At 48.8% G+C, this 18,138-nt stretch carries 18 protein-coding genes; 11 read left to right on the top strand and 7 right to left on the bottom strand.

Going from position 1 to position 18,138, the window contains the following annotated elements; all coding sequences use genetic code 11:
- Positions 1-149: 149 nt before the first annotated feature.
- The 3 genes from AC0YN4_RS26780 to AC0YN4_RS26770 form a co-directional block, all read right to left on the bottom strand.
- On the bottom strand, positions 150-818 hold the full coding sequence (locus AC0YN4_RS26780) for a lysoplasmalogenase (protein WP_475783694.1): 669 nt from the start codon (positions 816-818) through the stop codon (positions 150-152).
- Positions 819-1,278: 460 nt separating this feature from the next.
- Positions 1,279-1,929: a GntR family transcriptional regulator gene (locus tag AC0YN4_RS26775; protein ID WP_475783695.1), complete on the bottom strand. Its 651-nt coding sequence runs from the start codon at positions 1,927-1,929 to the stop codon at positions 1,279-1,281.
- A gap of 131 nt (positions 1,930-2,060) precedes the next feature.
- A complete protein-coding gene (locus tag AC0YN4_RS26770) occupies positions 2,061-3,182 on the bottom strand; it encodes a tyrosine-protein phosphatase (protein ID WP_475837244.1) in 1,122 nt (373 codons plus the stop codon).
- Between the two features lie 293 nt (positions 3,183-3,475).
- Here AC0YN4_RS26770 and AC0YN4_RS26765 point away from each other — a divergent pair, with 293 nt between their 5' ends.
- From AC0YN4_RS26765 to AC0YN4_RS26740, 6 genes are all read left to right on the top strand, one after another.
- On the top strand, positions 3,476-4,372 hold the full coding sequence (locus tag AC0YN4_RS26765; protein ID WP_475837243.1) for a carbohydrate ABC transporter permease: 897 nt from the start codon (positions 3,476-3,478) through the stop codon (positions 4,370-4,372).
- Positions 4,369-5,217, top strand: coding sequence for a carbohydrate ABC transporter permease (locus tag AC0YN4_RS26760; protein WP_475783698.1), 849 nt, complete (start codon positions 4,369-4,371; stop codon positions 5,215-5,217). The genes AC0YN4_RS26765 and AC0YN4_RS26760 overlap by 4 nt, the downstream gene beginning before the upstream one ends.
- Before the next feature lie 43 nt (positions 5,218-5,260).
- Positions 5,261-6,604: an ABC transporter substrate-binding protein gene (locus tag AC0YN4_RS26755; RefSeq protein WP_475837242.1), complete on the top strand. Its 1,344-nt coding sequence runs from the start codon at positions 5,261-5,263 to the stop codon at positions 6,602-6,604.
- Positions 6,605-6,747: 143 nt separating this feature from the next.
- Positions 6,748-7,740, top strand: coding sequence for a LacI family DNA-binding transcriptional regulator (locus AC0YN4_RS26750; protein ID WP_475837241.1), 993 nt, complete (start codon positions 6,748-6,750; stop codon positions 7,738-7,740).
- Positions 7,741-8,027: 287 nt separating this feature from the next.
- Positions 8,028-9,146 carry a GNAT family N-acetyltransferase gene (locus tag AC0YN4_RS26745; RefSeq protein WP_475837240.1) on the top strand — a complete coding sequence of 373 codons (1,119 nt, stop codon included), beginning with the start codon at positions 8,028-8,030 and terminating at the stop codon, positions 9,144-9,146.
- Between the two features lie 23 nt (positions 9,147-9,169).
- A complete protein-coding gene (locus tag AC0YN4_RS26740) occupies positions 9,170-10,129 on the top strand; it encodes a DUF4838 domain-containing protein (RefSeq protein WP_475837239.1) in 960 nt (319 codons plus the stop codon).
- A gap of 56 nt (positions 10,130-10,185) precedes the next feature.
- On the opposite strand, the gene AC0YN4_RS26735 is transcribed toward AC0YN4_RS26740, so the two are convergent.
- On the bottom strand, positions 10,186-10,899 hold the full coding sequence (locus AC0YN4_RS26735) for a VOC family protein (RefSeq protein ID WP_475837238.1): 714 nt from the start codon (positions 10,897-10,899) through the stop codon (positions 10,186-10,188).
- A 195-nt stretch (positions 10,900-11,094) separates the two neighbouring features.
- Here AC0YN4_RS26735 and AC0YN4_RS26730 point away from each other — a divergent pair, with 195 nt between their 5' ends.
- Positions 11,095-11,928 (top strand): RMD1 family protein, encoded by an 834-nt coding sequence (locus tag AC0YN4_RS26730; protein WP_475783704.1) that lies wholly within the window; start codon positions 11,095-11,097, stop codon positions 11,926-11,928.
- A gap of 61 nt (positions 11,929-11,989) precedes the next feature.
- Here the strand turns inward: AC0YN4_RS26730 and AC0YN4_RS26725 are convergent, their stop codons facing one another.
- The 3 genes from AC0YN4_RS26725 to AC0YN4_RS26715 form a co-directional block, all read right to left on the bottom strand.
- A complete protein-coding gene (locus AC0YN4_RS26725) occupies positions 11,990-13,312 on the bottom strand; it encodes an ABC transporter substrate-binding protein (RefSeq protein ID WP_475837237.1) in 1,323 nt (440 codons plus the stop codon).
- Positions 13,313-13,387: 75 nt separating this feature from the next.
- The gene (locus AC0YN4_RS26720; protein WP_475837236.1) at positions 13,388-14,221 is read right to left on the bottom strand and encodes a carbohydrate ABC transporter permease; all 834 of its coding nucleotides are present in this window, start codon (positions 14,219-14,221) and stop codon (positions 13,388-13,390) included.
- A complete protein-coding gene (locus AC0YN4_RS26715) occupies positions 14,218-15,114 on the bottom strand; it encodes a carbohydrate ABC transporter permease (protein WP_475783707.1) in 897 nt (298 codons plus the stop codon). The genes AC0YN4_RS26720 and AC0YN4_RS26715 overlap by 4 nt, the downstream gene beginning before the upstream one ends.
- 177 nt (positions 15,115-15,291) lie before the next feature.
- On the opposite strand from AC0YN4_RS26715, the gene AC0YN4_RS26710 reads away from it, so the two are divergent.
- The 4 genes from AC0YN4_RS26710 to AC0YN4_RS26695 all read left to right on the top strand — a co-directional run bounded on the left by AC0YN4_RS26710 (position 15,292) and on the right by AC0YN4_RS26695 (position 18,101).
- Complete coding sequence (locus AC0YN4_RS26710; protein WP_475837235.1) at positions 15,292-16,131, top strand: AraC family transcriptional regulator; 840 nt, start codon at positions 15,292-15,294, stop codon at positions 16,129-16,131.
- Between the two features lie 189 nt (positions 16,132-16,320).
- Complete coding sequence (locus tag AC0YN4_RS26705; RefSeq protein ID WP_475837234.1) at positions 16,321-16,917, top strand: TetR/AcrR family transcriptional regulator; 597 nt, start codon at positions 16,321-16,323, stop codon at positions 16,915-16,917.
- Entirely contained in the window at positions 16,898-17,134 is a 237-nt protein-coding gene (locus AC0YN4_RS26700) for a hypothetical protein (RefSeq protein ID WP_475783710.1), read from the top strand. Before AC0YN4_RS26705 ends, AC0YN4_RS26700 begins: the two co-directional genes overlap by 20 nt.
- Before the next feature lie 121 nt (positions 17,135-17,255).
- Positions 17,256-18,101: a GNAT family N-acetyltransferase gene (locus tag AC0YN4_RS26695; RefSeq protein ID WP_475837233.1), complete on the top strand. Its 846-nt coding sequence runs from the start codon at positions 17,256-17,258 to the stop codon at positions 18,099-18,101.
- Positions 18,102-18,138 lie beyond the last annotated feature (37 nt).

The raw sequence follows: 18,138 nt of genomic DNA, 5'->3' as shown, positions 1-18,138 counted from the left end.
CCATTGAGGGCTTAGGTTCAGTTGAAGGACTATTTGTTACAGGGAGTTCCATGTGTAGCAGTCATCCTCTCCTAGCAAAATAGTAGATCATATGTTCGATTCTACTATAATTATGTCTATTAAGGAACGAGAACATACTCTTAAAACAATTAATATTTTGCAGGAAAATGTGGAGTGGTAGAAACCGAAGTTGATGATTCCTTTAAGCTATTGGCAATGAACAATTGGGCCGCATAGTAGGTGACCATGATCCAAATATCGGGGTGGGAAATGTCCGAAACAAACATATTCCAAGACAGAAGGGAGTCGGAGGCTAAGAAGAGCAGTGACCCGATTATAGCGTAAACATTCCCTGTTAGAATCGCCGTCCAGGCCATTAAGGAGATAACCGTTACATAGAGAAGAACAGGCGCGATGAGTCCGCTCTGCCCGCTGGCTTGAAGGGCATGCACCAGCCGTATACTCATATATCCGGCATAGATAGCAATTGGAATGAGGGTCGCGGCGCGCGGCCAAGTGAACCGCATTCGCCGGATGAAGGATGCGGTGTAGAACAGATGTCCGATCAGAAAGGCAGAGAGACCGGCAACGAACCATTTCATTAATCCGTCACCGCACATCGAGAAGAGCAAACCGAGCAAGAGCAGCGAATGTTTCGGCTGCCGAGAAGTCGGGCAGAGCATGAAGGCATACGTCAGGATAAGAATCATAGGAATCAGCTTGAAAACCAGCTTAATACCTTCGGGCTCGTCAGGAATGATGAAAATATAAGAGAGGCTCATAAGTCCAATGGCATACGGAAGCATCTTACGAATCAAGGGGAGCTCCTCCTTTTATATATTGAGTAATGGCAGATACATAGATTAAATTATAACGCATCTATTAAGAAAAATAAGGATATTTTGATGAGGTTGCGTGGGCAGAATCGGTGGTCAATGGAATACAAAAGAGCTTCCCGCAAAGGAAGCCCTGGATATATTGCCAGCCACGAAATTGTAACGGTTGTGACAGTGGTTATTTCTCATAAAAAGCCCGTTATTATTCTCTAACGGTTGCCAGGAAGCTTAATTGGCCAGTTTCGAGCCCAAATCAACCACTTTGCTGCATATAGCTTCTCTCACAACCGTTAGCGCTTTAAAAGGCGAATTTTCCATGAAATAAGCACGCTGGCAACCGTTAGAATGAGAAGAAAAGAATGTCGAGAGATACGTTCATTCTCGGGCAGTCTGAGAAGCTTCCCGCAAAGAGCTTCCCGCAAAGGAAGCCCTTGTTGTTATTCTATAATCTCGACATGCGCAGCATGCGCTGCCGGTTATGGGCGTAGGACTGGTTGGCGATCTCGCGGAATCGATCGTAGTCACCTGCCAGAATTGTATCGTAAATGGATTGATTCAATCGGTTGGCGGAATAGTGCGGCTCGTGAGGTGTTAATTTGAAGTTAATGGTGGCGAAGAGAATCATTTGTTTGACTCCGGCATCGACGATCTTCGCAATGACGCCGTTGTTCATGACATTGAGCAAGCATTCGGAGAATTTCATAGAGCTCACAAGGTACTGCGTATAATCATTATCCTGCTCGGCCTGGATGGAACGGTTCAGATGCTCCTGCAGATTCTTGAAATCCGGCTCTACTACACCATCTTTCAATAGGGTGATGGCCTGCAGTTGAAACAGGTACAGAACCTCCATGGTGTCAATGACCTCTTTCATGGAGATCTCCTTGACGAGTACGCCTCTATTCTTAAGCGTAATGAGCAGTCCTTCATGCTCAAGACGAGAAATGGCCGCGCGGATGGGCGTACGACTCATGTTCAGGGTTTCAGACAATTCGTTCTCAGACAGAAGTGAACCTGGCATGAACTCACCGGTTCGAATTTGGGTATTCATATAGTCGTACGCGGTATCAATCAGTGTCGAATTCGCCATCATTACACGTTCCTCTCTCTCTTGCACTCCTCTGTATATTATGACATGCAAGAGGCGGTCTGCAAACTGACAGCGCCGAAACCTAGTTGAAAAAGGAGTCGCCCCACAACCGGGGGCGACTCCTTGCTATAAGATTACTCCGTGTACATCGCTTTCAGCTTAGCGCGCTCTTCTTTCGTGATGCCAAGGCCGGTCTCCAGGAATGCATCGATGGAGCCGTACTTTGCTTTCATCTCATCAATAGCAGCTTGAAGGAATTCTTGCTGTACGCCCATCAGTGCAGTAATGGCAGCAACAATGTTCTCGTCTTTCACTTGTTGTTTCACGCCATCGATCATCTTCTTGTTAGCTTCTGCACGGTAAAAGTCGCTGAGCAGGTAGTCGTCCATTACGGTTTTCTCATCAACGCCAAGTGTCAGAAGGATGATAGCGGAACCTAGACCTGTACGGTCTTTACCGGCTGTGCAGTGCTGCAAGAGAGCGACGTTCTTCGGATCGTTAAGAAGATCCATCAATTGCACGTAAAATTTCGGAGCATCAACCATTTGTTTGTTGAAGCCAACCATCATTTGAACGGCGGATGCGGCGTCCTTCATCATGCCGGAAGCAATCATCGCATTCATATCAGCAGTCGAACCTGCGTTGCCTGCATCCGTACGAATGTTGTTGATGCCTGCCATTACCGGATCTGGAACAGCTTTAACTTCCGCATCGGTACGGTAGTCGACGTTAGTTTTGATACCCATCTCTTGAATGGTCTTAATATCTGCATCCGTCAGATGGCCAAGCTCTTCGCCGCGGAACAGCTTGCCCCACTTTACCGTTTTGCCGTCTGCCGTTTTGTAGCCGCCGAGGTCGCGGAAGTTAAATGCGCCTTGCAGGTTTACTTTGCGTTCAGCCGTCTCGATCGTCGAGCTGTTGCCGCCTTTGACAAGGAAGTAAATGCGGGAACCCGGTTTAGGATCTTCGGTTACAAATCCGTTATATGCCGAGTAAGTCTTAGCCAGCAATTTACCGTTCTGCTCGATGTTGTCCGGGGAAGTGCTCCAGTATACTTTGGCTGCGCCTAGATCGGCGTCAGCTTTCCAACGTACGATTAATTTACCTTGTGCCGTGCGCTCCACGCTGGCTTGCGTGAAAGCACCCGGTTTCTTGGCGATTGGCGCTGCTGCGAAGCTGGATGCAGGAGCAACAATGGCACCTACAAGCAAAGATGCGGATAAAACCGCTGTTGTGAGTTTCGAAGTATGTGTCATTTTTATATACCCTCCTATGAAGTTCAACGTGTCTACAAGTAGAGTACAAGTTGTATGTTTTCGAGAAATCATAGATTTGTAAATGTTTTGTGTAGCACCCGGCGCGCCTAATAATTGTCCTTGTCAAATGCTTATATTTCCATTTATAATAATTGTGTAAAGTTTAATCGCTTTAATTTTCACTTAACAAGCTGTGTTATATTTATTTTTTTATTTCTAAAGTTAAAGCGATTAAACTTTGAGTGCGTCATTCCGGCGCTGGTCGATTTGGCAATCGAAGGGGGATTGGTGGCGTGAAGTCAACCAGGGCAAGCCGCCGCGAGGGAAGATTATTTTACTTGTTCGTGTCTCCGTGGCTGATTGGATTTATCGTATTCGCTTTGTTTCCGGTACTCGCTTCCTTGTATTACAGCTTCACGGAGTATGACATCATTCATGCGCCGGAATTTATCGGGTTTGGCAACTACAACGAGATGTTCCACGACGATTTGTTCTGGAACTCCATCGAGGTCACGCTGCGGTATACCTTCATCAGTGTTCCTTTGACACTTGTCCTCTCCCTGATCTTCGCAATTCTAATCAATCAGAGAATTCCGTTCCGTGGTTTGTTCCGGACGGCGATGTATTTTCCGAGCATGATCTCAGGGGTGTCGATGGCCCTCCTCTGGTTCTGGGTATTTAACCCGCAAGCCGGTCTCTTCAATTACTTCTTATCCATGTTCGGCGTCGATCAGATCAACTGGTTCCTCGATGAGAAATACGCGATGTGGGCCCTCATTATCATGTCCTTCTGGGGTTTAGGCGGGGGGATGCTTATCTTCTTAGCTGGTTTGCAAGGCGTGCCGGCACATTTACTCGAGGCGGCGAAGCTTGATGGAGCCGGAAGGCTGAGGTCGTTCTGGAACGTCACATTGCCGCTTATCTCTCCCGTTATCCTCTTTCAGCTCATCATCGGATTAATTGACTCCTTTCAAGTGTTCACGCAAGCATACACGATTACCCAAGGCGGGCCGAACTATTCCACTTGGTTTTACGTCTACAACATCTACATTAACGCCTTCAAAAACTTCCGCTACGGTTACGCCTCAGCCATGTCCTGGATACTGCTGATTGCAGTTACAGTCATTACGTTCTTTATTATGAAGCTGTCCAAACGATACGTGCATTACGAAGGGGGAACCCCGCAATGAGTGGGATTGCCAAGAAGGTCGATTTGCTCCAAGTCATCGGATTTCTCATTCTATTGCTCGTTACCGTCGCCATGATTATGCCGTTCTGGTTCATGTTATCGACATCGCTCAAGACGACGAAGGAAATGTTCGTGTATCCGCCGTCCTTCATTCCGGAGCACTTCGCTTGGGAGAACTTCAAAGAACTGTTCGTGAACTCGGAGATCAAGTTCGGGCGGCAGTACATAAACAGCGTGATTGTGGCTGTGTTGACGGTTATTGGAACGGTATATTCTTCTTCGTTCGTCGCTTTCGGCTTTACTCGGTACCGGGCAAGGGGAAGCCAATTTCTGTTCATGCTCGTGCTCAGCACGCTGATGCTGCCGTATCCGGCGATTATGATTCCGCAGTTTCTGCTCTTTACGAAGCTGGGGCTTCATGATTCCTTGCTGCCGCTCATTCTGCCTTCCTTCTTCGCATCGGCATATATGATTTTTCTGTTGAAGCAATTCTTCACGACACTGCCTAATGAGCTTTACGATGCGGGCAGAATCGACGGTTGCAGAGAGATACAGCTCTATTGGAGCTTAACGCTCCCGTTAGCAGGTCCGGTATTAGCGACTGTGGCGATCTTCTCTTTTCTCTGGAGCTGGAATGACCTCCTCACACCTGTGCTGTACTTGGATTCGCAGGAGAATTTCACGCTTCCGATCGGGATGGCGGCGATGATGTCCTCGAAATTCCGCATTGCTCCGTGGAATCTGATGATGGCGGCCTCGCTGCTGTCGGTCCTTCCGATTGTTGCTCTGTTCGCAGTAGCGCAAAGACGTTTCGTACAAGGGATCGTTCTTACCGGTATTAAGTAGTTGTTCACATAGTCCGTCACTACTATTAACGAGGGGGATTTGCATGAGCGCAAAGATTGGAAAGACGATGCTTAGCTTGACGCTGACGTTCGGATTGGTTGGGTTGGTTGCTGCGGGATGTTCAGATGGAGGCGGTAAAGACGGGGATGTTGTCACGATCACGCATTATACGATCGATTCGCCGGATCGCACCTTCGTGGAGAAGCTAATCCCGGATTTCGAGAAAACCCATCCGAACATTAAGATTAAAGTGACCAAAGCGCCGTATGAACAATTCGACTCCAAGCTTCAATCGTCCATAGCGGCCAAGAACTCTCCGGACGTCACTTCCCATTGGGGGTATGGCGGATTCATGGAGTACTACAACAAAGGAATGCTGATGGATATGACGCCTTATCTCGCTGATTTCAAGGCATCCGACTACAACATTCCGGATGATGTCATGAACATCTACAAGGTGGACGGCAAGACTTATGGAATCCCGCTGAATAGTTACGTGACGGTCATGCTGTACAATAAGGACCTGTTCGACAAAGCCGGTCTCGCGTATCCTCCGACGGACTACGAGGATAAGAGCTGGACATTCGATAAGATGGTGGATTACGCGAAGAAAATGACCGTGGATTCGAAGGACTTGGCCGAGGCGCAATACGGAGTGGACTTCGGGTTCGGCGAGCGCGACCAAAGGCCTTCTTATTTCGGAGGTCAAGTCTACTCCGACGATACGTGGACCAATGGCGGCAAGCCTTCTAAGATCAACCTGACGGAGCCGGACGTTATTGAAGCTTATAAGAAAATCTACGGCCTTATCTGGGATCAAAAGGTTTCTCCGACACCTGCATTCTCGAAGTCGGTTTCCGGCCAATTCGGCGATCCGTTCCTCTCCGGCAAAATCGCCATGTCCGTCGTAGGCTCCTGGAGCTTGGCGGCATCCAGTGATTTTAACTTCAAGGTCGGCGTTGCGGCGGTTCCGCAAGGCCCGAATGAGAATGTGAGAAGCGTTCTGTACGTGGATCCGCTCTTCGTGCTTAAAGATTCCAAGCACCCCAAAGAAGCGCTGGAATGGATCAAATACTTGATTACGACAGACGTGCAGAAGAAGTCGATTGAGCTGAGCGGCGGCAATCCTCCGGTCAACCAAGCGGCGGCGGAGACGTATTACAATAATTTTGAAGGCATCGATCCGGCTCAAATCAAGCAGGTGTTCGACGGCGCATACAAATACGGCTTCGAATCTTATAATCACTTGATTTCGAACTACTCGCAGATCAACGAACTGTTCATTAACGAGCTGGCTGGCGTTGAGAACGGGGACGAGAAGGTCGAAGTCGCGCTTCCAAGAATTCAGGAGAAGCTGACGAAGCTGCTGGAACGCGTCAACAAGTAAATCAAGAGACGCGCGCTGCTAGTTTCCGTTGGAAATGCAATCGTCCTCCGCGCTTGCGTCTTAGTTTGCTCTTGGCTCCAACTATGATACGGTAAGGGCAGTCATTTTTTATTCGTATAGATTCGTATAGGAGCGATATAACGATGAAAGTCAGTATCTTTGATGTTGCGAAGAAATCAGGCTTGTCCGTAGTTACGGTTTCGAGGGTATTAAATAATTCATCATCCGTGCGTCAAAACAACAGGGAGAAAGTACTTCAAGCGATGAAGGAACTCGATTACCATCCGAACGCATCGGCGCGTAGTCTAGCCAGAGGAAAAACGGGCATTATCGGCTTGATGCTGACGACGCTTCATGATTCTTTCTTGGATGCCGTGGTCAAGGAAATCAACGATCGGTTGGCGGAGCACGGATATTTTCTCGCGTTGTCCATCTCGAATGGCTACGAAGATACGTTTCATCGTTCCTTGTTTCAGGAAGATCGCGTAGATGGGGTCATCTTGCTGTCTCCCGTTGATGAAGACGAGTATGTGATGGAACTGAAGAAGAAGAAAATCCCGTTTATTATGATCGATAACTCGCAGCGCAATCCTTCCGTGACTTCGATTATCGTAGATAACTTCAAAGGCGGCTACGAAGCGACGAAGCACTTGATTGATCTTGGGCATACGGAAATCGCGCATATTTCGGGGCCGGATTCCTTCCTAAGCAGTAGGGAACGTGAACGGGGATTCCGCTTCGCACTGGAAGAAGCGGGTTTGCAGCCTTACGGGATTGAGCGCGGCGGCTTCCAAATTCCTACAGGTTACCGCATTGCGAAGCAGTGGATTGACGAAGGACGCTTGCCGTCCGCGATCTTCGCTTCGGATGATTACATCGCGGTAGGTGTGCTTAACGCTTGTATGACCTCGGGCATTCGCATACCTGAGGATGTGTCGCTCGTCGGCTTTGACGACCAGATTCTGGCCTCCGAATTTCATCCGCGGCTGACGACAGTTCGGCAACCGGCGGATCGGATCGGGCATGCGGCTGTGGAGCTGCTGCTGAACGTGATTAACGAGCCTGCCAAACGCAGCGTGACGATGCAGATCGAGCCGGAGCTGATTGTGAGAGAATCGACGGCACGCAGAGCTTAGACTGCCGGAGCAGGAGCTCGCTTGGTTAATAGGCTGTAAGCCAAATACATCGCCAGAGCTCTGCGCTTGGCGGTGTTTTTTTATGGTTTTGTCAATTCATTGTTGCTAAAGTCGTACGTGAAGTCTACTGATTGTTAGAGGAGCCATGAAGGATTTGTCGAAAGTACTGCAATATGAAGCGACTCGTCTTGGCGGATTCGTTTTTCGGTATAATGGGAAGTAGTTTGCAGACAGAAGCCTGAGCCTGAAATGATGAACCCAATCCTTATATAAAGGGAGTTATGATCATGCTGGAATATAGAAAGGCAAGACCGGATGAGCGTGAGGCCTATATCGATTTAGCCAATTACGCCTTCAAAATTGATGTAGAAACCGTGCTGCCCAAAGTGTACAGCAAGGACATTGATTCATCATCGATCCATATGGTGGCCGCGGATGAGCAGGGCCGGTTGCGTGCGCAGGTAGCCATTTACCCGGAGCCGATGAACGTAAGCGGTGTTGAGCTGCGCGTCGGGTACTTAGGGATTGTGTCGGTGCACCCGCGAACGCGCGGGGAAGGACATATGAAAGTGCTGATGAACAAATGGCTGGAAGAAGCACCAGAATTGTACGATATGGTTGTCCTATATGGTCAGCGGCAACGGTACGAGTATTTCGATTTTACCCTTGGAGGGGTGAAAATCAAGTATTCGGTAGGCGAGGTCAATTGCCGTCATGCCTTGTGCGATGTGAATGTAAACGGGCTGTCATTCCCTCCGTTGTTCGAAGTTGAGGGCGCAGCGGCCTACGCACGTAAGCTGAACGATGCTCGGCCTGCATTCGTTCACCGTGACGAGCAGCACATGTCGCACATACTGAATGGACTCGAGCAGCGAGCGATCGGTGTGTTGGATGGGGACAAGCTAATTGGCTATATGGTCGTCAATAAAGCGGGTAATGAAATAACGGAGCTCGCGATGGAGAATGTAAACGACATTCCGCGTGCGATCAAAGGTTATTTGGCTCATGCAGGTCAAGAATGGATAGCTGTATTCGTACCGGAGTATGAGACGGAGTTGAATGCAAGCCTGAGCAGCTTTGCAGAAAATTACGCGATAGGTACATCAGATATGTACCATATCATCGATTTTGCCCGTGTGCTTGAAGCGTATCTAACCCTTGCTCATCGGACGAATGGACTTCAGCCGGGTGAGTTCTCCGCTGTGCTGGATGGCCAGCCTGTTACCGCTTGCGTAGATGAGAACGGCGTGACGGTGGAACGGTCGGCTAAGCCCGGCGCAGATCAGCTGGATAAGAAGCAGGCGCAGACGCTTCTCCTTACTCCGCAAGGTCGTTATTCGAGAGCAAACGTGCCTGCCGGATGGTTTCCGCTTCCTATCTTCTGGTATACGGCGGATAAATTCTAACAGCCTAAGAGGAGACAACTAACATGAAAGCAGATAAACGCGGCATACTTATTCTACCCGAGGAGGTTGGCCCTTATTGGGCGGACCTGATTGCCCGTTCGGGCCTTAATCTGGTGGGCATCCATCCGGGCTGGGGAGCGGGAGCGCTTGAGGAGCTTGAGAATATGCTGGATTTCGTGAAAACGCCGGTTTTTGAGCAGTTCGTTGAACGGATGAAGGAGCTGAATGTGGATCTCGAGTTCGAATCCCACGCCATGTCATGGCTTGTTCCGCGAGCACTCTTCTCCGAGCATTCCGACTGGTTCCGTCTGGACGAGACAGGAAGTCGCAATCCGGACTTTAACTTGTGTGCTTCCAACAAGGAGGCAATCGAATTCTTGGAGACGCGGTCAGAAGAGCTGGCTCGTGCTTTGCCTACATTATCGGGGCGATACTACTTCTGGATCGACGACGTGACGAATAGTGCCTGCCACTGCGAGGAATGCCGCACGTTGTCTACCTCCGACCAGGCGATGATTTTCTATAATCATATCCTGCGGGGGATTCGGCGCTTCGATCCATCGGCTGAGCACTGCTATCTGGCCTATCAAGACACGATCCAAGCGCCGGTGAAGGTAAATCCAGACCCTGGTATATTTCTGGAATATGCTCCTATCTATCGGAATTCAGCTCTTCCGATTAACGACCCCGATTGCCCGGAGAACTATAAGGAACTCGAACACTTGCCCGGCCTGCTGCAGCTATTCGGTCAGGAAGGTGCTCAAATCCTGGAGTACTGGATGGACAATTCCCGGTTCTTAAAATGGACAAAACCATTGATGCCGCTGCCTTTCTACGAAGAGGTCATCCGTCAAGACGCGGAGTATTATCGGAGCCTCGGATTCAACCGGCAGACCAGCTTCGGCGTATGGTTAGGCGAGGACTACGCGGATGCTTTCGGAGAGCCGCCGATCGTCGCTTATGCTCGCGCTATTGGGGAATAAGCAGAAATTAAAAAAACAGAGCCCGGTGATTCGAACACCGACGCTCTGTTTTTTTCTTATTCGGCGTTCATGATGTCTTCATACTGCTGCGAAATTCGTATCCAATCGGCATTATGCTTATCGCAATCGTCAATTAACGCCTTTATTCGATTATTCATCGCTTGATCGACGACGTTATGGAGCTGCAAATGAATGTCCAAGGCAACCAGCAGGATTTTAGCTAAATCCAAGCTTCTGACGTTCAACGTATTGAGATCTGCAGGGAAAAACTTCCTCAGCATCATGAACGCGGACTGGCTGTCTTCTTTTGAATACATCAAATCGAAGAGGGTCTCGAAGGGATTGGCCCAATCCGCGCTCTCAATGGTTCTAAAGAAAGCAGGGTTGGCAATCTCGGTATTAGGCGTTCCGACAAACAGCGTATTTCCACCTAAATCCGTAATGATGAATCTTCGATCGTCCGCCAAGTCCTTCAACTTCGAAATGCGAGGGATGCCGGAACGGGGGATTTTGCCGATCGCTTGTTTCAAGCCAGAAGTGAAAGCTTCATAGATCCGATTGACGTCATCCACTTGCACGTAGCACATTTGCGAATTTGCGGCGGGTACTGTCATTTTACTTCCGTAGAAATGAATCTCCAGCTCGCCGTACTTTACAACGGCATACGGACGGCGATTGGTGGTATACACGGTTTCGAAGCCCAAATGTTCGTAAAAGGCAATCTGCTCCTTAATGGAGGGACACGGCAAAATGGGTTTGATTTTATTCAATTTTAAAGCCCCTTTCATTCGATAAATTTTTACTGCTACCTCTATCGTACAACATTCATGCACATGAGAAGGTTTCGTTAATATTCCGGATAGCGGTGAACGGCATCAGAGCTCTTGCTGGAGCCAACGCTGGGATTTTTCTGCCAATCGGAGCATATTACTTAGTAAGGTCACACTTACAAGTAGAGTGATAACATGCAAGACACGACGTTTAAAGCCTTCGCGATCTCCAACGAGATCGACTTGAACAAAATCGCCGTTCATTGCGGCATTCGTAAGAAATACACCTGGGAACAGCCCTTAATTCTAAGAGACGGTATTCTGGCATCCATCCTCCGAAAACATGTAGACGAGATGCAGCAGGTGCTTGTTTTTTCATTCGGCTGTGTTGTTTTCGTCAATAACGCCCAAGCGAGCGAAATCACGGAATTTCTGCGCTATATCCAGTCCTTCGAGCCGGAAATCGATATTCAGAGTGCGGATTATTATACGGATGATTATAGTCTTCACATCGGGGCAACGGAAACCACCCAGCTAACCGACGAATACATCGTGGTGAACGAGTACGAAAGTGTATACCCTGAACTGATCTCAACCGTACTCGCAAAGTCAGTAGCGCTTGAGCGAATAGAGGAGCAGCTGGGCAAAATCAACGACAAGCTCGAAACGCTATTAGACCGACTGGAAAAAGGAAAGCTTAGAATCGGCAACAAGGAACTGGCAAGAACGACCGCGATCATCGTTCGTCATGAATACAATACTCTTGCTTATATCATGATTCTGGATAAGCCCGATATCACATGGACCAGCAGCAGTGCAGGTCAATTCTACGACAAGATGATGGAATTCTTCGAGCTGAGCGACCGATATAAAATCATGAAGAGCAAAACGGAAGTGCTGTATCACATCATGGAGGGGTTTTCGACGATTAGCCATTCCATTCGGGGACTATTCGTGGAATGGATTATTGTAATCCTCATTGTCATCGAGGTTGTTCTGACGGTTTTGCAAATCGTGGGATGGTTATAAAATGATGACAAATAATAAGGGGCGCTCCCGATTGATGGAAGCGCCCCTTTTCTGCCGATCGTTACTTCTCCTTGCTCAATATGGCGTCGATTTCTTCGGCGATCTTCTTGGCGCCTTCTTCCGGTGTCACCTTCTTGTTCAGAATTTGATCGCCGTAAGTGATATACACCTGATCCTCTTCCGCCGTCGTTTCTGTAAACTGATACAACTTTCCTTTTTGCAGCATTTGCGAAATGATTTTGGCGTTGGACGGCATTCCTTCCGCGTTCAAGATTTCTTTCTTGTCGACGACGCTCGGTCTTGGCGGAATAATGCCACGGCTGGCTGCGTCATCCGAGTAAGAGTCCGGTGTCGAGAGCGCTTCGATGACCGCCCATGCTTCGTCAGCGTGCTTCGTGTCCTTGGAGATGGAGAAGCCCGAGTTGTGAATATAAGTGGTGAGCGGATCAATATCGGTGCTTGCCACTGGCATCGGCGCTACATTCCATTTGAACGGTAACGTCTTATAACCGCCGATTGCCCAAGAGAAGTTTGCTTCCATGGCGATCTTGCCTGTCGCAAACGACATGCCCGTTACGTCTTGACCGCCGCCCGCCGGTGACGGAGCTACGTTGTACTTGTTGGATAGCTCACTTGTAAACGCAAGCGCTGCGATGACTTTCGGATCGTTAAATGCCGATTTCGTGCTGTCCTCGTTCAAATAGGATCCGCCGTTGGTGAACACCCAAGCGCTATACCACCACGGCCCGATTCCAGGATAGCTGGTGCCGAATTGCGTGAAACGATCGCCGTCCTTCAGCGTCAGCTTCTTGGCATCCTCCAAGTACGTTTCCCACGTCCAGTTCCCTTCCTCGTAGGATTCCCAAGGTGTTTTCAATCCGGCAGCCTTGAACATATCTTCGTTATAGAAGAAGAGCGCCGTATTCAAGTCCTGTGGAATACCGTATTGTTTGCCGTCGTATTGATAAAATTCCAGTGACGCAGGATAGAAATCGTCTTTATTAAATGTCGAGCTGGCTTCGATATACGGATTCATGTCAAGCAGTTTGCCCTGACTTGCGAACTTCTTGAGCGGTTCGCTCATGAACAGAACATCCGGCTGCGTGCCGCCGGCAAACATCGTCGTCACCTTATCCCAGTATTCTCCGCCGGGTATCGGTGTAACTTGTACATCGATGTTGAGTGATTTGTCTAAGTATTTATCAATCCGTGCTTTCAACACTTTCGTCGCATTCTCATCGCCGGTATAAGTCATGGTAATCGTGACCTTATCTCCGGAACCGCCTGAATTATTGTTTGAGCATGCTGCAGCGAAGACGAGCGAACAAACGACAGTGAACAACATGATTAAACGACTCGATTTCACTACGGTCAGCGTTCTCATTTGTGTTGCCTCCCCTTAATATTAAACTGCTTCATGAAACGAAATCCGGCACAGCTCTAAACATCACCCCTTCCGTTATCCTTTGATTCCGGAAACGACCACGCCTTGAATCATCTTGCGCTGGAACAAGAAGAAGATGGTAACAGTCGGAATGAGCGCGATGACAGAAGCTGCCATCAGTAGATGCCACTCCACGGTATGCAAGCCCCTAAGCGCGTTAATTCCCAATTGAATCGTTCGCAGCTTCTCGGAATTGATATAAATGAGCGGTCCGAGGAAGTCGTTCCAAACGCCGTTGAATGAGAAAATGGTCACGACGCCAATGACGGGGAGCGACATCGGGATGATGATGCGGATAAAAGTGCTCCAATAGCCGCAGCCGTCGATTTTGGCGGCGTCGCTGTACTCCTTGGCAATATTCATGAAAAATTGCCGGTACAGAAAGATGTAGAATGGCGTCCCGAAGAAAGCAGGTGCGATTAAAGGCAAATAGCTGTCGAGCCAACCGAGTTCTTTGAAAATGATGAATTGGGGCACCAAGGTGGTATGATAGGGGATCATCATGGTCGATAGCATAACGATGAAGAGGATGCTGCGTCCCGGAAATCTCAGGTTGGCAAAGCCGTAACCAACCATTGCGGATGAGAAGACCGTGCCGCTGACGACGAACACGGCAATGAATAGGGTGTTCAGAAAGTATTTGCCGAACGGCAATATCCGGAAGATGTCCGGATAGTTAGACCATCGGAATCGCGACGGAATGACCTCCGGCGGGAATATAAACACGTCCGCATAAGGCTTGATCGAAGTCGTAATCATCCACCAAAGCGGAACGAGCAGGAATAATGCGCCGCATCCAATAACGGTATATATTAGTACTTTCTGCAACAGCCCGGCAGCTGACCTCATCCCCGATTCTCCTCTCCGCTCGCATAATACACCCATCTCCTCGAGGTCGCGAACAATAAGACAGTCACCAGCAGAATGATTAAGAACAAGACCCAGGCCAGAGCGGAAGCATAACCCATTTTGAAAAACTTAAAGGCGTTCTGGTACAAATACATCGCATAGAATAGCGTAGCGTTATCCGGTCCGCCATTGGTGATGACGTATGCCTCCGTGAACGTCTGGAACGCACTGATCATTCCGATAATCAGATTAAAGAAGATAACGGATGTCATCAGGGGGATGGTTATTTTCCACAGCTTCATCCACTTGCTGCAGCCGTCAATTTCGGCGGCCTCGTACAACTCGGTAGGAATGCCCTGGAGTCCGGCCAAGTAAATAATCATTCCGCCTCCCGCACCCCAGACGCTCATAATGACAAGTGATGGGAGGGCCCAGTCCGGACTCGCGATCCAGCCGGGACCCTGTATGCCGACGTAAGAGAGGAGCAGGTTAATGACACCAAAGTCGGGATTCAACACCCACATCCACATGAGCGAAACGGCGACACCTGATAATATGGCGGGGAAATAGTAAATCGTCCGCCAGACGGACAACCCTTTTATTTTCTGATTGAGCAGCAGTGCAATGCAGAAGCCGAATACGATGCCGAGCGGAACGGCGGTTACGACGTAGATGACCGTAACTCTCAGCGAGATCCAGAACTTCTTGTCATGAATGAGCGTGTTATAATTGTCTGCTCCAATCCACTTGGACGGTGTAAGCAAATCCCAATCCGTCAGGCTTACATAAAAAGCGGTTATCAGGGCTCCGAGCACGAATACGACGAAACCGACGATCCACGGAGCGATGAACAGATAACCTGCGACTGCCTCGCGTTTTCCCTCTTTTCCCACTGCTCTTTCACCTCACGCTGTGTTGCATTCATATTTGATTTGCCACTTCGCCGGTTGATTGGAAAGCGCTTGCAACAACTGGTAACCCGAGTATATGATAATTTATAAGCGCTTTGCAGAGGGTATACTGGTCGAAAAGATATGCGCTTTTGTTTTTATAACAAAGGAGTGATCCGTTTGACCCAATCGCTTTTTGTCGAACCGTTCCTGCCGTTTGTGCCTGCTGTGTTAAATTTCGATTTGAAACAGGGCGAGCAATTCGTATTCCCACTTCATCATCACCCTGAGCTAGCCCAGCTGCTGCTTATCTCCGAAGGAAGCGGATCGTTTCAGATCGATGGTCACACCTATAAAGTAGGTCCGCGAACGATGCTGGTATATGACACCGGCGTATGGCATGAGGAGTTAGCGGACGCCTCGCAACCGTTTAAGGCCATTTCGATTTCTTTCGCAGCTTTCCAGCTTACCGATCTGCCGCCGGGGACCTTTATGAAAGCCGGAATTAGCCCGGTAATCGAGCTGGGTGATCGCTACGATGAGGTAGTATCCTTGTCACGGATGATTCTGCGTTTAGCGGAAGATCCTTATGTACCCGGAGGGCTAAGCATCCGATATTATTTGGCCATTCTGCTAATCGAGCTAGCCAAAATCGTCTATACCGGCTTTGCCAAGGGAACGTCAACAAGCAGCGACCGGACAGTTACCGCTATTAAACAATACATTCATAATCATTACATGGACGCGATTACGCTTGAGCAGCTGTCGAAGGCTTCCTTTTTCAGTCCGGGTTATACATGCCGCGTGTTTAGTCAATCCGAGGGAATCAGCCCTATTCAGTATTTGGTTGGCTACCGGATGGAGGTCGCCAAGCATTACTTGAGGACAGAGAAGGAGCCGGTGTACCGAATCGCCGAGCTGGTCGGTTATCAGAGTGAAACCCACTTCAAGAACGTGTTCAAGAAGACGATTGGCCTGCCGCCGCACAAATATAGGAAGATGCACCGAATAGAAGGGTAGATGGAGTCGGAGAAAGGACCTTGCATGCACTTTATGTGATGCAAGGTCCTTTTAATTCAAACTTGAAGCCTGACTGATCAGGAATTTAGCACGATCGTACTAAATCCGCTTTACACTTTAGCTCGATCGTACTAAAATATAAGCGAGCAACTAAACATCGGCATGGTTCGAAAGCAAAGGTGGAAGAGCATGAAGGATACAAGAGAAAGAATACTGCTTGCCTCACAGGAGCTATTGGCCAGAAACGGCTACGCCGGATTTACGTTAGGGGCGATCGCGGAATTACTGAGAATCAGCAAGGGCGTGGTCACGTATCATTTTTCGCAAAAGGATCAGATTATACAAGAGCTTGTAGAGGGCTTCTTTCATGATGCGGCGGCGCATATGGCTAGCCATATGGTCATTGATGGAACCGCGCCCGAAGCGCTGGAGTCCTATATTGACGCCAACTTGCGTTTTGTGGCTGATAATCGAGACCGAACGTTAGCTATTATGCACATTATTGCGAACCATAGAAACAAGGATGGCCGGCTGGTCTTCTCGGATCAAGACAATCTCATCTATCAGCCGCTTATCGAGATTTTTCAATACGGGCAAGAGGAAGAGAAGAGCTTCAGGAAGTTTTCGACCGGATTAATGGCCATGATCGTTAGGAGCACCATCGATACGTTAAGCGGAAAAATTGCGACAAACGAGATCGAAGATCTCGATGAGGCCATTCAAGAAACGATTCATACCTTTATCCTCGCAACAAGGAGAGATGATCATGAAGAAAATTCAAAATAACGGGCTGCAGATACTGGGGATCGTTCTTAGTCTCATTGGTCTGGCAACAGTTGTGCAACCGCTGATTAAGGCTCTTTTCGGCCACCCCATCACCTATAAATTCCTTGGATTACTGCCTAATGGGCTGCCGTCCTTCATCGCGTGGGCTGTCATTCTGGTTGTGGGGCTTGTGCTTGTTTCGATTACGAAGCCTATTGCTACCAACTCTTCAGAGTAAAAAGAGATGGAGTTAAGATCGGCATGCATCTATATCGAGCGCCAGCCCTCTGTCACATCGACGCAAAAAAGGCCGCCAGAGTGTGGTGCGAATACGAAGGGGAAGGTGGAGTCCCAGGCAGATGAATACAGCAGCTATCCGGTACGAACGTTTAAATGAACAAGATTATGATGCCGCAAGAGAACTATTAAGCCAGGATGATGCAGGCGAAAATATTCTTCGGGTGCTTGATGCAGAGCCGCAACTGTTTATTACGGTGTTTATGGAAGATAAGCTGGTTGCGCTGGCTCAAGTGAACGAGCCTGGAGTGCTGTCCTATTTAACCGTGTATGTCGCTCCAACCTATCGTAGGCAGGGCATCGGTTCTGCGGTGGTAAGGTATGCGGAGGAGCGCTTGCGAACGGGCGGAACCCAGAAAGTCAGGAGTTCCTTTCGTGCCAGTCACCTCTCAACCCTGACGTTTGCACGCAAGCTCGGTTATGACGAATACTTCTCATCGAGCTTATTGCGGCGGACTCTCGGGCCCTTTCCCTCGGAGGAGCTCCCGGTGAGAGTATACACGGACGGAGACTATACGGTCAGTCAGTCGTTGTATGCCAGAGCTTTTCATGAGATGCGTGTCCGTGTCGGCTCCTTTCCTGATTCCATCATTGCGGAACCCAATGAACAAGAGCGGAAATCATGGCAAGAGGATGCCCAAGATCGTTTTGTCTACGTCCTAAATGGGGAAATTGCCGCGTATGGCCATCTTTCTAATCATGAGCTTAGCAGTATTTCTGTTCGTGCAGACCTACAGGGGCTTGGCATTGGAAGAAAGTTCATAATGTACCTGTGCAACGAGATTTATCAGCGTGGTCATGCAAACGTCGACCTTTGGTGCGTTGTCGGGAATTACGCCAGAAATCTGTATGATAGCCTTGGCTTTGAAGAGAAATACACGATGCAATTTGCACGGAAAACGCTGTAATTCATACGGTTGAGCAATAGACGAAAGGCCGGAGCGC

This window comes from Paenibacillus sp. J22R3 (assembly GCF_056269305.1).
The sequence above is the reverse complement of the archived record's forward strand: the minus strand, read 5'-3'. Positions and strand labels throughout refer to the sequence as shown.